The 16,807-nt window shown below is 50.2% G+C and carries 19 protein-coding genes; 14 read left to right on the plus strand and 5 right to left on the minus strand.

Annotation, left to right across the window (positions count from 1 at the left end; genetic code table 11):
* Positions 1-370 precede the first annotated feature (370 nt).
* Both hemL and ACFQ2T_RS10220 read right to left on the minus strand, forming a co-directional pair.
* On the minus strand, positions 371-1,651 hold the full coding sequence (hemL, locus tag ACFQ2T_RS10215) for a glutamate-1-semialdehyde 2,1-aminomutase (RefSeq protein WP_379034063.1): 1,281 nt from the start codon (positions 1,649-1,651) through the stop codon (positions 371-373).
* 79 nt (positions 1,652-1,730) lie between these two features.
* Positions 1,731-2,768: a S1 family peptidase gene (locus tag ACFQ2T_RS10220; RefSeq protein ID WP_379034065.1), complete on the minus strand. Its 1,038-nt coding sequence runs from the start codon at positions 2,766-2,768 to the stop codon at positions 1,731-1,733.
* A gap of 147 nt (positions 2,769-2,915) precedes the next feature.
* On the opposite strand from ACFQ2T_RS10220, the gene ACFQ2T_RS10225 reads away from it, so the two are divergent.
* Both ACFQ2T_RS10225 and gndA read left to right on the plus strand, forming a co-directional pair.
* On the plus strand, positions 2,916-3,656 hold the full coding sequence (locus ACFQ2T_RS10225; protein WP_379034067.1) for a dienelactone hydrolase family protein: 741 nt from the start codon (positions 2,916-2,918) through the stop codon (positions 3,654-3,656).
* A 149-nt stretch (positions 3,657-3,805) separates the two neighbouring features.
* Positions 3,806-5,320: an NADP-dependent phosphogluconate dehydrogenase gene (gndA, locus tag ACFQ2T_RS10230; protein WP_379034069.1), complete on the plus strand. Its 1,515-nt coding sequence runs from the start codon at positions 3,806-3,808 to the stop codon at positions 5,318-5,320.
* Positions 5,321-5,523: 203 nt separating this feature from the next.
* Here the strand turns inward: gndA and ACFQ2T_RS10235 are convergent, their stop codons facing one another.
* A complete protein-coding gene (locus ACFQ2T_RS10235) occupies positions 5,524-5,709 on the minus strand; it encodes a hypothetical protein (protein WP_379034071.1) in 186 nt (61 codons plus the stop codon).
* A gap of 314 nt (positions 5,710-6,023) precedes the next feature.
* Between ACFQ2T_RS10235 and thiS the strand changes: the two genes are divergently transcribed.
* The 6 genes from thiS (at position 6,024) to ubiA (ending at position 10,254) form a co-directional block, all read left to right on the plus strand.
* Entirely contained in the window at positions 6,024-6,227 is a 204-nt protein-coding gene (thiS, locus tag ACFQ2T_RS10240; protein ID WP_379034073.1) for a sulfur carrier protein ThiS, read from the plus strand.
* Between the two features lie 88 nt (positions 6,228-6,315).
* Entirely contained in the window at positions 6,316-7,098 is a 783-nt protein-coding gene (locus ACFQ2T_RS10245) for a thiazole synthase (protein WP_379034075.1), read from the plus strand.
* Between the two features lie 2 nt (positions 7,099-7,100).
* Positions 7,101-7,484 carry a Co2+/Mg2+ efflux protein ApaG gene (gene apaG, locus ACFQ2T_RS10250; protein ID WP_379034077.1) on the plus strand — a complete coding sequence of 128 codons (384 nt, stop codon included), beginning with the start codon at positions 7,101-7,103 and terminating at the stop codon, positions 7,482-7,484.
* Positions 7,485-7,569: 85 nt separating this feature from the next.
* Positions 7,570-8,808, plus strand: a complete 1,239-nt coding sequence (gene mltA, locus ACFQ2T_RS10255) for a murein transglycosylase A (protein ID WP_379034079.1) — start codon at positions 7,570-7,572, stop codon at positions 8,806-8,808.
* A 5-nt stretch (positions 8,809-8,813) separates the two neighbouring features.
* Positions 8,814-9,371, plus strand: coding sequence for a chorismate--pyruvate lyase family protein (locus ACFQ2T_RS10260; RefSeq protein ID WP_379034081.1), 558 nt, complete (start codon positions 8,814-8,816; stop codon positions 9,369-9,371).
* A gap of 19 nt (positions 9,372-9,390) precedes the next feature.
* Complete coding sequence (gene ubiA / locus ACFQ2T_RS10265) at positions 9,391-10,254, plus strand: 4-hydroxybenzoate octaprenyltransferase (protein WP_379034083.1); 864 nt, start codon at positions 9,391-9,393, stop codon at positions 10,252-10,254.
* Here ubiA and ACFQ2T_RS10270 read toward each other — a convergent pair.
* Positions 10,246-11,823: a hypothetical protein gene (locus ACFQ2T_RS10270; RefSeq protein ID WP_379034085.1), complete on the minus strand. Its 1,578-nt coding sequence runs from the start codon at positions 11,821-11,823 to the stop codon at positions 10,246-10,248. The genes ubiA and ACFQ2T_RS10270 overlap by 9 nt on opposite strands.
* Before the next feature lie 378 nt (positions 11,824-12,201).
* On the opposite strand from ACFQ2T_RS10270, the gene rplM reads away from it, so the two are divergent.
* The 6 genes from rplM (at position 12,202) to erpA (ending at position 15,446) form a co-directional block, all read left to right on the plus strand.
* Positions 12,202-12,630: a 50S ribosomal protein L13 gene (gene rplM / locus ACFQ2T_RS10275; protein ID WP_055828872.1), complete on the plus strand. Its 429-nt coding sequence runs from the start codon at positions 12,202-12,204 to the stop codon at positions 12,628-12,630.
* A 22-nt stretch (positions 12,631-12,652) separates the two neighbouring features.
* Positions 12,653-13,045 carry a 30S ribosomal protein S9 gene (gene rpsI / locus ACFQ2T_RS10280; RefSeq protein WP_379034087.1) on the plus strand — a complete coding sequence of 131 codons (393 nt, stop codon included), beginning with the start codon at positions 12,653-12,655 and terminating at the stop codon, positions 13,043-13,045.
* 124 nt (positions 13,046-13,169) lie between these two features.
* Positions 13,170-14,216 (plus strand): N-acetyl-gamma-glutamyl-phosphate reductase, encoded by a 1,047-nt coding sequence (argC, locus tag ACFQ2T_RS10285; RefSeq protein ID WP_379034089.1) that lies wholly within the window; start codon positions 13,170-13,172, stop codon positions 14,214-14,216.
* 62 nt (positions 14,217-14,278) lie between these two features.
* Positions 14,279-14,578, plus strand: a complete 300-nt coding sequence (locus ACFQ2T_RS10290) for a hypothetical protein (RefSeq protein ID WP_379034091.1) — start codon at positions 14,279-14,281, stop codon at positions 14,576-14,578.
* A 57-nt stretch (positions 14,579-14,635) separates the two neighbouring features.
* Positions 14,636-15,031 carry a bactofilin family protein gene (locus ACFQ2T_RS10295; protein WP_379034093.1) on the plus strand — a complete coding sequence of 132 codons (396 nt, stop codon included), beginning with the start codon at positions 14,636-14,638 and terminating at the stop codon, positions 15,029-15,031.
* Positions 15,032-15,083: 52 nt separating this feature from the next.
* A complete protein-coding gene (erpA, locus tag ACFQ2T_RS10300; RefSeq protein WP_379034095.1) occupies positions 15,084-15,446 on the plus strand; it encodes an iron-sulfur cluster insertion protein ErpA in 363 nt (120 codons plus the stop codon).
* 65 nt (positions 15,447-15,511) lie between these two features.
* Here the strand turns inward: erpA and gltA are convergent, their stop codons facing one another.
* Complete coding sequence (gltA, locus tag ACFQ2T_RS10305; RefSeq protein ID WP_379034097.1) at positions 15,512-16,801, minus strand: citrate synthase; 1,290 nt, start codon at positions 16,799-16,801, stop codon at positions 15,512-15,514.
* Positions 16,802-16,807 lie beyond the last annotated feature (6 nt).

The following is a 16,807-nucleotide window of genomic DNA, read 5'->3' on the forward strand; positions in this document are numbered from 1 at the left end:
AGCATCACTTTTTATTGCATAATTGAGAATCATTTTCATTTGTTGATTGTCGTGTGTGAAAATCATGCGGAATTCCACAAAGCCAGGAAGAAATTACAGTGAAGCATTGTTGCTTTAATTGAGTATTGCTCGCAATCTAGGAAGGTCAGTTTCAACGTGCGCTTAAGCCATGATGTGTGGCAAAGGTGATCCGAAAAGCACGCCATCAATCACTCATGCGATTGGCTAGTTCAAATGCAGGAATATCTATTCAAAAGTGATTGTTAAATTATAAAAAATAAATGGCCCCGCATTGATTACCAGGCGGGGCCATTTCCGTGCAGCTTTAAACAACTAGTGAATCGCTTCAGTGTTGCAAGCTGTGATGTATTTACAATGCAGCAAACGCTTTTTCTGCGGCCGCAACTGTCTCTGCGATATCGGCATCTGTATGGGCAGCTGAGACAAAGCCAGCTTCAAATGCAGAAGGGCCCAGATAAATGCCGCTGTTTAACATGCTATGGAAAAAGCTGTTGAAAGCAGTTTTGTCGGTTTGCATCATTTCAGCATAGCTGGTCGGGCTGTTCTGGCTGAAATACAAACCAAACATACCGCCCACGCTTTGTGCGTTGAAGGCAATACCGCTTTTGTGTGCGGCGCCTTTTAAACCATCCATTAGTTTTGTGGTTTGTGCTGTAAGTTTCTCGTAAAAGTCAGGTGCTTGTACCAGTTTTAATGTCGTTAAACCGGCGCTGACGGCTACCGGGTTGCCGGATAAAGTGCCCGCCTGGTACACTGCGCCCAGCGGAGCCAGCACGCCCATAATATCCTTACGCCCACCAAAAGCACCTACCGGCAAACCGCCGCCAATGACTTTACCCAACGTGGTCATATCCGGCGTGATGCCATATAAAGCTTGTGCACCACCAAGTGCCACACGGAAGCCAGTCATCACTTCATCAAAAATCAATACCGTGCCATGCTGGGTGCACAAGCTACGCAGGGTTTGCAAAAATTCCTGGTGCGGCACTATCAAGTTCATATTGCCGACCACCGGCTCCAGAATGACACAGGCGATCTCATCACCGATGCTGGCAAAGGTGTCTTTGAGCATTTGTGAGTTGTTGTAGTCCAGCGTCAGGGTGTGAGCAGCCACTTCTGCGGGTACGCCTGCTGAGCTTGGCTCACCAAAAGTCAGCAAGCCGGAACCGGCTTTCACCAGTAATGCGTCGGCATGGCCGTGATAGCAACCTTCAAATTTGATGATTTTATTGCGCTTGGTGAAGCCACGTGCCACGCGGATCGCGCTCATGGTCGCCTCGGTGCCGCTGCTGACTAAACGCACCTGTTCCATACTCGGCACCAGTTTATTGAGCAGTTCGGCCATTTCCAGCTCTAAGCCAGTCGGCGCACCAAAGCTAAGGCTATTAGCGGCAGCTTGCTGTACGGCGGCAACCACTTCCGGATGGGCATGACCTAAAATCATCGGCCCCCAGGAGTTGATGTAATCAATATATTCCTTGCCATCTGCATCCCATAACCTCGAACCCATGCCTTTTTTAAAGAAAATCGGCGTACCGCCTACGCTGCGGAAGGCGCGCACAGGTGAGTTAACGCCACCCGGGATCAGTTTTTGGGATTGTTCAAACAGTTGCTGATTGCGAGAAGTCATAAGCCTTGAGAGTCAACACATCAAAAACGCTATTCTAACAGAGGCGTGTGAGGTCATGCATGTGACACATCCCAGGTAATCAAGGTGCTTGTTGCAGGCGCTGCTGTAAATCGGCATATGCCTGGGTGTCCAGTTGCCTGATGTGATCTTCGGCATTGGCGAGCAGGGTAGGCTGTTTATTTTGCTGGGCGAGAATCGCCAGTCCTGTCCAGGCGTCAATATGGGCGGGCTGCAATGTGACACACTGCTGGTAAGCCTGTTGCGCAGCGGCCAGTTGCCCTTGGCCATGCAATGCGCTCGCCAGGTAAAAGTAAGCTTCAGCTGACTTTGGTTGCTGGTTCAGCCAGCCGCGCGCGATGGCTTCAAGCTCTGGCCAGTCACTGGTCTGGTAAGGCTGCACCACTTGCATCCAGAATGGCCGTTCCACCAATGGCAAATCCCAAAACGGCGTTGCATCCGGCACTGGCGTTGAGGTTTTGTCCTCTAGCATCAAGGCCTGCACCCACTCTACCGGTATGCTGTAAAAGTACGCATGCTTGCCGGGGCTTTTAAAGGTGCTGAGGGATACCAGCTCCCCAGCCTGGTTAAAAGTCGGGCTGCCGCTGGAGCCCATAATAAATGCGGCATCTGAACGCACAATGGTGCCACCATCAAAAGGGTAGAGCGCGCGCACTTTTCCGGCAATGGTTTGTGGTTTGGGTGGCCCGCCGGGAAATCCAATTGAAAAGACTTCGTCGCCGTAATGCAGGGAAGCCGCCGAAGCGAGCTTAACCGGGGCCAGCTCCAGATACTGGAATTTTAGGATGCAGGTATCGTGTGCCCAATCTGCCACTAGGCCAACCGGACTGATGCTTTCGCCAAATTTTGAAACACTGATGCCATTGCTATTGGCTAATACATGGCAATTGGTCGCGATCATATCTTTGGCAACCACCACGCCGGTGCCGACACCATGGCCGCCGGTTTGCGTCATGACATGCACTTTGACGACGGATGCTTTTAGCTTATAAACCAGTTCACGGTCAGGTTCGGCAGCAGCCGGGTGCGTAAAAAAAATCAAGGTCAATGCAACCAGATAATCGCATGGTGCTATAAAGCCGTTGAACAGCGTACGCATACTGACTCCTTTAAACTTTCTACCGGCCATACCCGACTGAATTTAATTCAAAAAAAGCAAAAAATTCGGAAGCAAGCCATTAATACAGTGAAAAGCCATCAAAACAGCGCTAGAATAGCCGATATTTTTGATTGTTGAAGGATAGTTATGCTGATTACAAGCGAAATCGTTGATTTGGACACGCCAACCGGGGTGATGCGCACCTATGTGCATCGTCCAAAGCAGGATGGTAAAGTACCTGCGGTTTTGTTTTACTCGGAAATCTTCCAGCAAACCGGCCCAATCGAACGTGCGGCAAGATTTTTAGCCAGCCATGGCTACGCGGTGTTAGTGCCTGAAGTGTTCCATGAACTGAACCCGATTGGCACCGTGCTTGGTTATGACGACGCCGGTCGCGATAAAGGTAACGCGGATAAATTTGCTAAAGACGTGCAGGCTTATGACACCGATAACCGCGCGATGATTGAGTTCCTGAATGCGCAGCCATGGTATAGCGGCAAACTGGGCGCAGCCGGATTCTGTATCGGTGGTCATCTGGCATTCCGTGCTGCTTTGCAGCCTGAAGTGAAAGCAACGGCCTGTTTCTACGCGACCGATTTACATACTACCCTTATTCCTAACAAGCCTGGCCAGCACAGCATGGAACGTGTGAACGAGATTAAAGGCGAATTGCTGATGATCTGGGGTAAGCAGGATCCACATATTCCTGGCGATAAACGTGCGGAGCTATATAACCGCTTTGCTAACATCCCCGGCCTGAATTACACCTGGCATGAAGTCAACGGGCAACATGCCTTTATGCGCGATGAGGGTGAAAGATATGATGCGCAAGTCGCCGGCATCGGTTACCAACTGGCGCTGCACTTGCTGGGTAACGCACTGAAATAATTTAAAACCGAAAACTTAGTATGCATATGTTGAACGGTCTGCTGTTAAAACAATCGCTGAACGTTCAATATGTCATCTAGTCCAAGCATAGGCCAAAAGCCTGTGCTTTTTTTTCAACTAAATTAACCATTTATTTAGAGACAATAATTATGACTACAAAAAATGCGGATATTGGATTGGTAGGATTGGCAGTGATGGGCCAAAACCTGGCGTTAAACATTGCTGATCATGGCTATACCATCGCGGTCTATAACCGTGACCCGAAAAAAATGCTGAATTTCATTGAGGAGTGCAAAGCAAAGGAGCCTTCACATGAGCGTGTAGTTGGTCATGCGGATCTGGCTTCTTTCGTGTTGAGCATTAAACGTCCTCGTAAAATCGTATTGCTGGTAAAAGCTGGTAGCGCGACGGATGTGACCATCAACGCTTTGCTGCCTTTCCTCGAGCAGGGTGATATTATTATTGATGGCGGTAATGCGCTGTGGACAGATACCATCCGTCGTGAAAAGGAACTGGCTGCAAAAGGCATCGAGTTTATCGGTTCAGGTGTATCAGGTGGTGAGACCGGTGCCCGTTTTGGTCCTTCATTAATGCCATCCGGTACGCGCAAGGCATGGTCCAGCCTGGAGCCGATCTGGCGTGACATCGCCGCCAAGGTGGACCCGGTCACCGGCACGCCTATGGAAGGTGGCGAGCCAGGCAAGCCTGTAGAAGGCGGTTTCTCCTGTGCAGAGTACATTGGTCCAGATGGCGCCGGCCATTATGTAAAAATGGTGCACAACGGTATCGAATACATCGATATGCAGCTGATCTGCGAAGCCTACTGGCTGATGAAAAACCTGCTGGGCATGCCAGCAGATGAAATCGGTAAAGTATTTGCCGAATGGAACAAGGGCGAGCTGTCCAGCTTCCTGATCGAAATCACGGCAGATATCCTGCAACAAAGAGATCCAGGTGGCAAAGGCTTCCTGGTCGACAATATACTGGATACCGCAGGCCAGAAAGGCACTGGTCAATGGACCGCGGCCAACGCACTGGAACTTGGTGCCCCGGCCAACGCGATTGCCGCCGCAGTTTACGCCCGCGCGTTGTCCAGCCTGAAAGAGGAGCGTGTTGAAGCCAGCCGTATCCTTAAAGGGCCAGAGATCGTCAAGGAAACTGACAAGCTGGCGATTATTGAAGCGATTAAAAACGCTTTGTATTGCTCCAAAATTTGCGCCTATGCACAAGGTTTCCAACTGATTGATAAAGCCCAGGTGGCTTATAACTGGAAACTCAACTTCGGTGAGCTCGCGCAAATCTGGCGTGGCGGTTGTATCATCCGTGCGCGATTCCTGCAAAAAATCACCGATGCTTATGCATTGAATTCACGCCTGAAAAACTTGATGCTGGACCCATATTTCACGAACGCGATGAATGAAGGCCAGGCTGGCTGGCGTAAGGTGATTGCGCTGGCAGTGACCAATGGTATTCCTGCGCAGGGCTTTGCGGCGGCGTTGGCCTATTACGATGGTTACAGAAGTGCTGACCTGCCTGCTAACCTGTTGCAAGGGCAGCGTGACTTCTTCGGCGCACATACCTATGAGCGTAAAGATCATCCACGCGGTCAATTCTTCCACCTGGACTGGCCAGAAAAAGATCGTCCGGAATTGCAGATCGAGTAAATGAATGTCTGAAGTGTAGATGTCATAGGCATCTGCACTATTGGAAGATGTAAAAATAAAAAGATGGCTAAATGCCATCTTTTTTGTCATTTATCAGTTCACGGCCAAAAAACAGTCTGATTGCACTATTTAATTTTTTTTATTGCGCCTGGAAGATAAAATGTTGACCCAGCCTGGGTCGCGGTCGAGCGTAGTTTAAAGTTTTAAACGCAATCGCAACTGGATTCCAGAAAACGATGTAACTCGAGAATGGCTTTTTTATGTTCCTGTGCTTTAAGTGAAGCTTTTGAAGCACTCACATCAGCAGCAGTATTTAAGCCTGGGGAATAAATTTCGTCGGTTAAAAAATGGATGGACGAAGCTGGTTGATAAGACTCTACAATTTGCATTTCAATTTTCCTTTTGGGATTCAATATTTCCAGTAAAACATGACGAATTGTGTTCGTCGTGTCTGTGGCGACAAAATTAACAAAAAGTTCCTGGTTGAGCAAAGGGTTAAACAGCAAAGTGCCCAATTTGGTCCAATTCTGATGCTGTATTTGCGCCGCTACAACATCAAAGCAAGCATGATGCCATGTTTGCTTACTTTAACGCGCAGCCATGACTATTGGATGACAACAGCCAACAGCGCTTAAAAACTGAAAGCCAAATGCGTCAATATTTCGTAAAATAACGGCTGGATCAATGAAAAATGAAGAGCGGGATGCAAATTTTTGTGAATGGTAATGCCATGCAACTGCCATCCGAGGCGATGACGGTGCTGGCCCTGGTAGAGCACATGCAGTTGACTGGAAAGCGCATTGCAATTGAGCGTAACGGTGATATTGTACCCCGCAGCCAGTTTCCCGCCGTGCAGCTCCTAAGCGATGACAAGCTGGAAATCGTCGGCGCAGTCGGCGGCGGTTAAGCCAGGGCGATCAATCGCCTGCAACCAAAGCCTTACTTGCGAATCCTATCAACTTTAGAGAATACCCAGATTGTTAGAAAATAAAGATATGAGTGATGCACTGGTCATTGCCGGTAACAGTTATCAATCCCGCCTGCTGGTTGGGACTGGTAAATATAAAGATTTTGCGGAAACGCGCGCGGCGATTGATGCCAGCGGTGCCGAGATAGTGACAGTCGCCATCCGGCGTACCAATATTGGCCAGAACGCCAACGAGCCTTCATTGCTGGATTACCTGCCGCCTTCGGAATTTACTTATCTGCCGAATACGGCCGGGTGTTATAGTGCAGATGACGCCGTGCGTACCTTGCGCCTTGCGCGCGAGCTACTGGATGACCATAGACTGGTCAAACTGGAAGTGCTCGGTGACCCGAATACTTTATACCCGAACGTGACAGAAACCCTGGCTGCCGCCAAAACGTTGGTGAAAGAAGGTTTTGAAGTCATGGTCTATACCTCTGATGACCCGATTATCGCCAAACAACTGGAAGACATTGGCTGTGTGGCAGTGATGCCGCTGGCTTCACTGATAGGTTCCGGTATGGGCATCCTGAATCCGTGGAATCTGCAGATCATTATCGAGAGCGCCAGGATTCCTGTGCTGGTCGATGCCGGCGTTGGCTGTGCCTCGGATGCGGCAATTGCCATGGAATTGGGCTGTGCCGGGGTGTTAATGAATACCGCAATTGCGGCTGCGCGTGACCCGGTATTGATGGCAAGTGCCATGAAAAAAGCGGTCGAAGCAGGGCGCGAATCATTTTTAGCGGGGCGGATGGCGAAAAAACTGTACTCTGCCAGCCCCAGTTCTCCCACCACTGGCATGATAGGGTAAATGTGACAGATAGCGGCTTATATGCATGTGAAGTATCGGTGGTTACCGAATACCTTCAGGACCAATCCTCCCCGGAAGCAGGACAGTATGTTTATGCCTATACCGTGACTATCCGCAACACCGGCACCACCGCGGCGCAATTGATCAGCCGCCACTGGGTGATTACCGATGCCATGCAGCAGGTACGTGAAGTAAAAGGCCTGGGCGTGATCGGTGAGCAGCCTTTACTGGCACCCGATGCCGAATATAAATATACCAGCAGCGTGATGTTCAATACGCCCAGCGGCGAGATGTATGGCACTTATCAAATGGTGGCAGTCGATGGTCACTGGTTTGAAGTGGATATTCCGACTTTTTGGCTGCATCAGGCAGCGGGTTTGCATTAAGGCTGAAATATCCAAACGGAATGAATAAGTGGAATTAGTCAAAACGAAGTTAATGGAAGTGAAACTGGTTAATAGGTTAGTGACAATGCGACTATTCGGCCTCAGTCAGTTAGGGTTGCTGGTAGGCTTATTATTGCTGGCTGGTTGCCAGACCAATGCACCGTTGCCTCCCAAAAAATCACCGCCTAAAGCGCCGACCAGTGTCCCGGTTGTGCCTCAAAAACCAGATGCATCTGCAATTGATCTTAAGCCGCCTACCCAGCAGTATGCATTGCTGAATCCGGCCAGCTGGTCAGAAATACCGGGCCTGGAAAATGAAAACTGGCTTGCCAGCTGGACGGCATGGCTGCAAAGCTGTCAGGGGTTGAAGAAAAAACCTGACTGGCAAGCCGTCTGTACTGCCGCGCAAGCTGTGAAAGCCGATGATGCCGCGGCTATCCAGGCCTACTGGCAGCAGTATTTCAACGTTTATGCCACGCAGCAGGTGGATGGTGCGCCACAGGGTTTAATCACAGGTTATTACCAGCCGGTGTTAAAAGGTGCCAGGGCCGCCAGCGAGCGTTTCCCGGTGCCTTTGTATAAAGTGCCTGGCGACCTGATCACGGTAAATCTGTCCAACTTATTCCCGGATTTAAAATACAAGCGTGTGCGCGGTCGTGTGCAGGGGCAAACATTGGTGCCTTACTACACGCGTACCGAAATTGATCAACTGCAATCGCCCTTGCTGGGCAATGAGCTGATATGGGTGAATGACGCAGTAGAAGCCTTTTTCTTGCAGGTGCAAGGTTCCGGCATTGTTGAACTCGAAAATGGCGAACGCGTGCCGGTTGGCTATGCTGACCAGAATGGGCATCCCTATCAGTCTATTGGTAAAGTGCTGGTAGAACGAGGCGAACTGACTGCCAGCGAAGCTTCCATGCAAGGTATTAAAACCTGGGGGCAGCAGCATCCCGAGCAATTGCAAGGCTTGCTGAATACCAATCCCAGCTATGTGTTTTTTAAATTATTACCGGCAGGCTTATCCGGCCCCTTAGGTGCGCTTGGTGTGCCTTTAACTGCGGCGCGCAGCATTGCCGTCGATCCATTTTATATCCCGTTGGGCGCGCCAGTGTTTATGGCGACCACGCAACCATACCCTGATACCGAGATGCCCTTGCAGCAGCTCATGCTGGCGCAGGACACCGGTGGCGCCATCAAGGGTGGCGTACGCGCCGATATCTACTGGGGTGAGGGTGAGTCTGCCGGCAAGCTGGCAGGTGCCATGCGCCAGCAAGGGCAGTTGTGGGTCTGGCTACCTAAAACGTTTAAACTCCCGCAGCAGTGACTGGCATGCACCGCGTCCATTATTGCGATGACGCAGGCTGGCAGGCAACCCCGGCCGCCGACCATGCTTTGCGCCCCTGGTTGCAAGAGCGCGGGTCACTCACTGCGCGCCTGAAGCGTCACTATGCCGACTTTTCTGTGCAGTTGGCGCATGAGTCCTGGCGCAAACCTCATCTTGACGAGAGGCAATTGCTGCAATTGCCTGCAGGCACGCAGGCATGGGTGCGTGAAGTGTGGCTGATGGGCGACGGGCAGCCGCGTGTGTTTGCGCATAGCGTGATCTCGCGCAAGGATTTGCGAGGCGCCTGGTATGGCCTGCGTAATATGGGGCGATTGCCTCTGGGCGCGGCGTTATTTGCCAATCCCGCCGTCATTCGTGGTGCACTGCATTTCCGTAAACTTTCTGCTTCTCATCCCTTGCGCAAAACAGTATCAAAACATTTGCCATTGCTGCCGCACCAGTCATTGTGGGCGCGGCGCTCATTATTCTGCCTGCAACGCCATCATCTGCTGGTGACTGAGGTATTTTTACCTGCCTCAGCCGGCCAGGCGGATGCTTTATGAATATAGCGGGATAAAAATTATGTTATCACTGGCAAAATGGAATGCTTACTACCGCTTGACCCGGCTGGATAAACCTATCGGTATCTGGCTGCTGATGTGGCCTACCTTATGGGGTTTGTTGGTCGCCGGGCAAGGCAAGCCGGACATGCATGTCGTGCTTGTGTTTGTGCTGGGCACTATTCTGATGCGCTCTGCCGGATGCGCACTGAATGATATTGCCGACCGGCACTGGGATGGCGCGGTGGCGCGTACACATTTGCGCCCGCTGGCAACCGGTGAGATCTCGGTGAAGGAAGCCTATCTGGTAGCCCTGTACCTGGCACTCATTGCCTTTCTGCTGGTGTGTACTCTGGGGTTGAAAGTTGTTGCCTGGTCAGTCCCCGCATTATTTCTGGCAATCAGCTATCCATACACCAAGCGTTTTTTAGCGATTCCGCAAGCCTATCTGGGTGTGGCATTCGGTTTCGGCATCCCGATGACATTTGTGGCCTTGCAAGGGCAGGTACCTGCGCTGGCGTGGTGGCTGTTACTGGCAAATGTGAGCTGGTCTATCGCCTATGATACCGCTTACGCCATGGTAGATAGGGCCGATGATCTCAAGGTCGGTATCCGCTCTTCTGCCATTACTTTTGGGTGTTGGGATGTGCTGGGGATCATGGCCTGTTTCGTCGTCATGCTGGTGATCCTGGCCAAGTTGGCTTGTTTCCTGGAGTTAGGATGGACATTTTGGCTGGGCTGGAGCGTGGCAGCAGTGTTGATCATTCGCCAATACCAGCTGATTCGCAGGCGAGACCCAAGACTATGCTTTAAAGCGTTCCTGGAGAATGTCTGGATAGGGGCGGCTTTAACGGCAGGCTTGGCGATTCCCTACTGGCTAAGCTGATTTGCGCACTGTTGAAGGTTCATCCAGCTCAAACGTAAAGTCTGTCCAGTACTGGAACGGCGTCTGGTCTACCGGCGCCAGTACATAAATATCCCCGGACAGTTTTTGCAACTCGCGCAAATTATCCTGCATGGAGTCTGCGTCTGCTGAGGGCTTTACCGCAGGCTGGGAGGTAGGCAGATTCTGCGTCTGGCAGGCAATTTCCTTCAGCATCATCAACTCTTCAAAGATGCTGCGCTCAAACCCCATGCGAGGCACCAGCCGCGTGTTATACACCAGGTCATCAATCAGCGAGATTACCTGCGGTGTATTCCAGGTTTGTTGCAAGGCCTTCATGATGCGCGGGTAAGATTCAATGCCTTGCTGTTTAAAGTCAGGATTGCGTTCAACGCTAAGATTGAAATGTTTCCGGCAATCCCCGGCGACAATATCAAATTCCTGCTGTTTGCCTTCTTTGGATAACAAGTCCAGTAAGTAAAGCCACATCCACGGCGAGCATTTGGGGTGCCTGGCCAGATGTTGCTGCAAATGTTCGATGGCCTGGTTGATGCGGCCATGAGTAAACAGGCGCGATGCATCTTGCATGACGGCATTGGTGCTTAGCTGCGAACTGACTTTTTGCGGGGCGCTGGCTGGTGAAACCGCATCGTCATTCGCATGCAAGGGCACAGGTTGCAGTCTGCCAGGTGCTGGCTGGTAAGGCGATTGCGTATGCGGCGCCTGATGGCTGCCAGCAATGCCCGGTGTTGATTGCGCATGCTGGGTTTGCGTATTGCTATGCGGCGGCTGAGTATGACCAGGTTGCGTGAGGCTGCTTTGTGCTTTCGCTTTCTCCCGCACTTTAGGCGTTTTGGGAACAGCCGCATACCGGCGTAACCAGTCCGCAAAGAAATAGCCGGTGATGATTAATGCCAGTCCCAATGTCAGTACGAGTGTACGCAGCAAATGGTTTTCATTTTGCAGCTGGATCAGCTGCTGCTTCAGGGTCGTTAAAATACTGGTCTGGGCCAGGTTGCTGGCATACAGGATATCGGACTTTTTCTGTAATTGTTTAAAGTCTGTTTGCAGGGCATCAATCTGTCGCTGCAAGGCATTGTAAGCCTCGGCCGGGATTTCCGGGCTTGCTGCTATGGCTGGCTCAACCGACACGGCTGGCTGAGCAGGCGAAGGTGACAAGATGGGAGCGACTTTGGGAGTTGCATCCTGTACCACTTGAGGGGTAGCAGCTGGCACGGAAGTGGAAACAGTGTTGTCAGCCTGGATAGTAAAAGCTTGGCTGCTATGCAGGCAACGATCAGTCAGTGTCAACGTCAGCGGGGCGGAAATGGCGCTAGTAGACCACAGCATCAGGATGCCTTGCTGGCTGCCTAATGTGGTGTATTCAAGCTGGACAGGGTCAACGGCCGCAGGCTGTTGCAGGGTGAAGCAGCTGATATCAGCGTTGGGATGCGCGTTATTAACCGGCAGTTGTGCCAGAAAAGGCTGACCTGGCGCAGATTCAATACTAAGCGTATTCAATTCGGCGGCATTTGATGTCGGTGCCAGGCCGGAAATAAATAAGGCTAGCAATAAAGCACAGGATCGCAACCGGGAATCAGTTGCGAAGCGCTTACTTTTTTGTGTTTGCTTGTGATTGCCAAAAAGCATGATACAAGGATATCGTTTTTTTTAAATTGAGCTTGCACAGAAACTTAATGAATGGCCTAATATAACACTTGGTTGAAGAAAGTCCCTAAAAATCAAAGGGAAAACGCCAGAATTTAAAGTTTTTTCGAATAATTTGCATATTTGACAAGACCAAAACAGGCATGGGCTGCTATTTGTCCTGCGGATTGTGATCTGTTCAGTTCCAACGATTCTTTTTCGGATTAATTCGTTGACAAGCTTTCTCAAGCTGGCTTATAATCCGCCCTCTTAATTTACACGCTATAACTCGGTAGTTATAAAATGAAAACATTTTCAGCAAAATCGCATGAAGTTCAACGTGATTGGTTCGTGATCGACGCCACAGATTTAGTCTTGGGTCGTCTGGCCAGTGCTATTGCCCATCGCCTGCGCGGTAAGCATAAAGCTATTTACACACCTCACGTAGACACTGGTGACTACATCGTTGTCGTGAATGCGGACAAAATTAAAGTAACTGGTAACAAGGCTGGTGGCAAGTTGTATCACCGTCACTCCGGTTACCCAGGTGGTATCACAACCACGACATTCTCCAAAATGCAGGACCGTTTCCCAGGTCGCGCGCTGGAGAAAGCGGTTAAAGGCATGTTACCAAAAGGCCCTTTGGGCTATGCCATGATCAAGAAAATGAAAGTGTATGCTGGTGACAAGCATGAGCACATTGCTCAGCAACCGCAAACATTAACCATCTAATATTAGACGATTAGGATAAAGCATGATCGGTAAATACAACTATGGCACAGGCCGCCGCAAAAGCTCCGTGGCACGTGTGTTCCTGAAGTCCGGTAGTGGCAACATCGTAGTAAACGACAAGCCAGTTGACGTTTATTTCTCACGCGAGACATCTCGCATGATTTTGCGTCAACCACTGGAATTAACTAATAACACCGGTACTTTTGACATCTTGGTCAACGTGCATGGTGGTGGTGAATCCGGTCAGGCTGGTGCAGTGCGTCACGGTATTACCCGTGCATTGATCGACTACGATACCGCTTTGAAGAGCGCCCTGTCTCACGCTGGTTTCGTTACCCGTGATGCACGTGAAGTTGAACGTAAAAAAGTTGGCCTGCGCAAAGCGCGTCGCCGGAAGCAGTTCTCCAAACGTTAATTTCACGTTTGTTACAAAGAGAGTTGTGCAAAAAGGTCGCATTGGCGGCCTTTTTCATTTATTGTTTTACCTTTTCTCAATAAATCGCAAGTATCTGGATTAATCGCGAGCCTGGTTGAAGTCTATGGAAAAAATTAAAGTTGGCATAGTCGGTGGTACCGGATATACCGGTGTCGAATTGTTACGGTTACTGGCACGGCATCCGCAGGTGCAATTGCAAGTCATTACTTCGCGCGGCGAAGCCGGGTTGCCGGTCGCTGACATGTTTCCCAGCTTGCGTGGTGTGGTCGATCTGGCATTCAGCGATCCTGCCACCATCGATTTGACACAATGTGACGTGGTATTTTTTGCCACGCCGCATGGCGTCGCCATGAGCCAGGCACCTGCGTTAGTGGCGGCCGGTGTGAAAGTCATTGATCTGGCGGCAGACTTCCGCCTGCAAGACGCGGTGGAGTTTGAAAAATGGTACAAACTGCCGCATAGCTGTACTGATATTTTGCAACAGGCTGTGTATGGTCTGACAGAACTGTATGGCGAACAGGTAGCGCAGGCACAAGTGATAGGCAATCCTGGCTGTTATCCAACCACCGTATTGCTAGGGCTGGCACCGCTGTTGGAGAATGGCTGGATTGATTATAGCGTGCCGATTATTGCGGATGCCAAATCCGGCGTATCCGGCGCAGGCAGAAAAGCTGAAGTCAGCACCCTGTTCTCAGAAGCAAGCGATAATCTCAAAGCCTATGGCGTTGCCGGGCACCGGCATCATCCTGAAATTCTGGCGCAATTGAAGAAACTCTCCGGGAATGATGCGGTCAATTTAATCTTTGTACCTCATCTGATTCCCATGATTCGCGGTATGCTGACCACTTTGCACGTAAAGTTGAACGCTGAAGGCAGTAAACAGTCACTGCAACAAGTATATGAGCAACGTTACCAGCACGATTATTTTGTTGATGTGATGCCTGCAGGTGCCTTACCGGAAACACGCTCGGTTCGTGGCTCCAATGTTTTGCGGATGGCTTTGTATCCACAGGCAAATGATTATGTCACAATCGTTGTGGTGCAAGATAACCTGGTGAAAGGTGCTTCAGGCCAGGCGGTGCAGAATATGAACCTCATGTTTGGCCTGGCGCAAGATACCGGTTTGCAAGTGTTGCCATTATTGCCATAATGATACGACCCATACGCAGAAGACTCAGAAACCATTTTGGATTAACCGCCAAGCAAGTTGCAGTGCGCTCACACCGGCCCTGGTACTTTCAGGGCATACTTGCAGTCATTAACTTACTGCTGGGCTTTGCACTGGCGTACTGGGCGCTGCATGATGATAATAGTGACCATGTGCGCCAGCGCTTAAACCAGGTCACCTCGGAAAATTTTGAATTACAGAAAAAGTTGATTGCATCGCAGCGTGAGTTGCAGGTAGAGCTGGCAACCAGCAATAACCTTGCAAAAACACTGACTGCGCAGCAGGATGAAAACATCAAACTGAAAGAAGAATTGGTGTTTTACAAGAAAATAACCAAGCGCTAACTGCGTGCATGATGTGAGCTTGTGCAGCGTTAGCAGCAAAAAAAGTTAGGAAGTGCCATGTTTTTCAAAAAAAGCGTTCATATCGACAGCCATATAGATACTCTAATTGGTCACGAGACCCAGATACATGGCAATATGCAATTTGCCGGTGGCCTGCGGGTAGATGGCCAGATTGCAGGTAACGTGATTGAGAAACGAGAGCATCCCAGCACTTTGATCATCAGTGAAAACGGCAACATTACCGGTGCGGTTGAAGCTTCTAAAGTGGTGTTAAATGGATTGATACGCGGACCGGTGAAAGCTTCGGTCTTTATTGAATTGCAAAGCAAGGCCCGCATTGTAGGTGATTTGTATTACAAGTCACTGGAAATGCATACCGGCGCGGTGATTGAAGGCAAGTTGATTTATCTCGGAGAACAGCCACCGGAAGTAACTGTTCCAGAATTGACTTGAAATACACGAATTCGCCGCCATATTGATTTTGAGAGATTGACAGGAGTCTATGATGACCGCAGAAGCTATGATTGATATTGAAATGCCAACCCCATTGGTTTTTACCGACAATGCCGCCAAAAAAGTGAAAGAGCTGATTGATGAAGAAGGCAGCCCTGATCTGAAATTGCGCGTGTTTGTCAGTGGTGGCGGATGCTCGGGCTTTCAGTACGGGTTCACCTTTGAAGAAGAGGTGAATGATGACGATACGCAAGTCGACAAAGATGGCGTTATCTTGTTGATTGATCCAATGAGTCTGCAATATCTTGCAGGGGCGGAAATTGATTATACCGACAGCTTGCAAGGCTCGCAGTTCGTGATTCGTAACCCGAATGCCACCACGACTTGTGGTTGCGGTAGTTCTTTCTCAACTTAACCAGTTACGCATCAAATAAAAACGCCGGAATATTCCGGCGTTTTGTTTTTCCAGCAATGCTGAAATCAGCGTTGATGCAGTGGCACAAATTCCCGCCGCGCTTCGCCGACATAAAGCTGTCGTGGACGCCCGATTTTTTGCTCCGGGTCTGCATTCATCTCGCACCACTGCGAAATCCAGCCAGCCGTACGTGCCAGCGCAAAAATGGCAGTGAACATGGAGTTGGGGATGCCCATGGCACGCATGACAATACCACTATAAAAGTCGACGTTAGGATACAGTTTGCGTGACACGAAGTATTCGTCTTCAAGAGCGATTTTCTCCAGCTCCATTGCCAGCTTGAACATCGGGTCATCCTGCAAGCCCAGTTCATTCAACACTTCGTGGCAGGTCTTGCGCATGATAGAGGCGCGCGGATCCATATTGCGGTAGATACGGTGACCAAATCCCATCAGGCGGAAGCTGTCAGTTTTATCCTTGGCGCGATTGATAAATTCGCCGATACGGCTGATGTCACCCATCTCTTCCAGCATGATCAGCGTGGCTTCATTTGCGCCACCGTGAGAAGGGCCCCACAGTGAGGCAATGCCCGCCGCAATACAGGCAAATGGATTCGCACCGCTTGAGCCTACCAGGCGAACCGTCGAGGTTGAAGCATTTTGTTCATGATCTGCATGCAGGATCAAAATCCGCTCAAATGCACGTGCCAGGATAGGGTTAGGCACGTATTCTTCACAGGGCGTGGCAAACATCATGTGCATGAAATTTTCAGCGTAGCCCAAATCGTTCTTCGGATACATGAACGGCTGGCCCATATTATATTTATAGCTCCAGGCAGCAATGGTCGGTACCTTGGCCAGCAGGCGCATCGCTGCGCGCTTGCGTGATTCCGGATTGGTCACATCGTTATTGTCCGGATAAAACGCCGCCATCGCGCCTACCACCGCAATCATGACCGCCATAGGGTGTGCATCACGTCTGAAACCGCGGAATACATTACTCATCTGGTCGTGCAGCATGCTGTTTTTGCGTATGGCTCGCCCAAACTCTTCACTCTGGGTGGCATTCGGCAATTCACCATGCAGCAATAAGTGCGAGACTTCCAGGAAATCGCAATTTTCAGCCAGGGTTTCGATAGGGTAGCCGCGGTAATACAACAGGCCTTCTTCGCCATCGATAAACGTAATGCCTGAATCACACGCCGCCGTAGACATAAACCCGGGGTCATAAGTGAAAATCCCATGTTTGCCGAGGCTGCGGATGTCTATGACATCAGTACCTAGCGAACCCTTCAGGATCGGGAGTTCAATGGCAGGAGTATCGTTATCAAAAGAAATGGTCGCTTTGGTTGCCATAACATG

This window comes from Methylophilus flavus (genome assembly GCF_042678905.1).
GTDB classification, from domain to species: domain Bacteria; phylum Pseudomonadota; class Gammaproteobacteria; order Burkholderiales; family Methylophilaceae; genus Methylophilus; species Methylophilus flavus.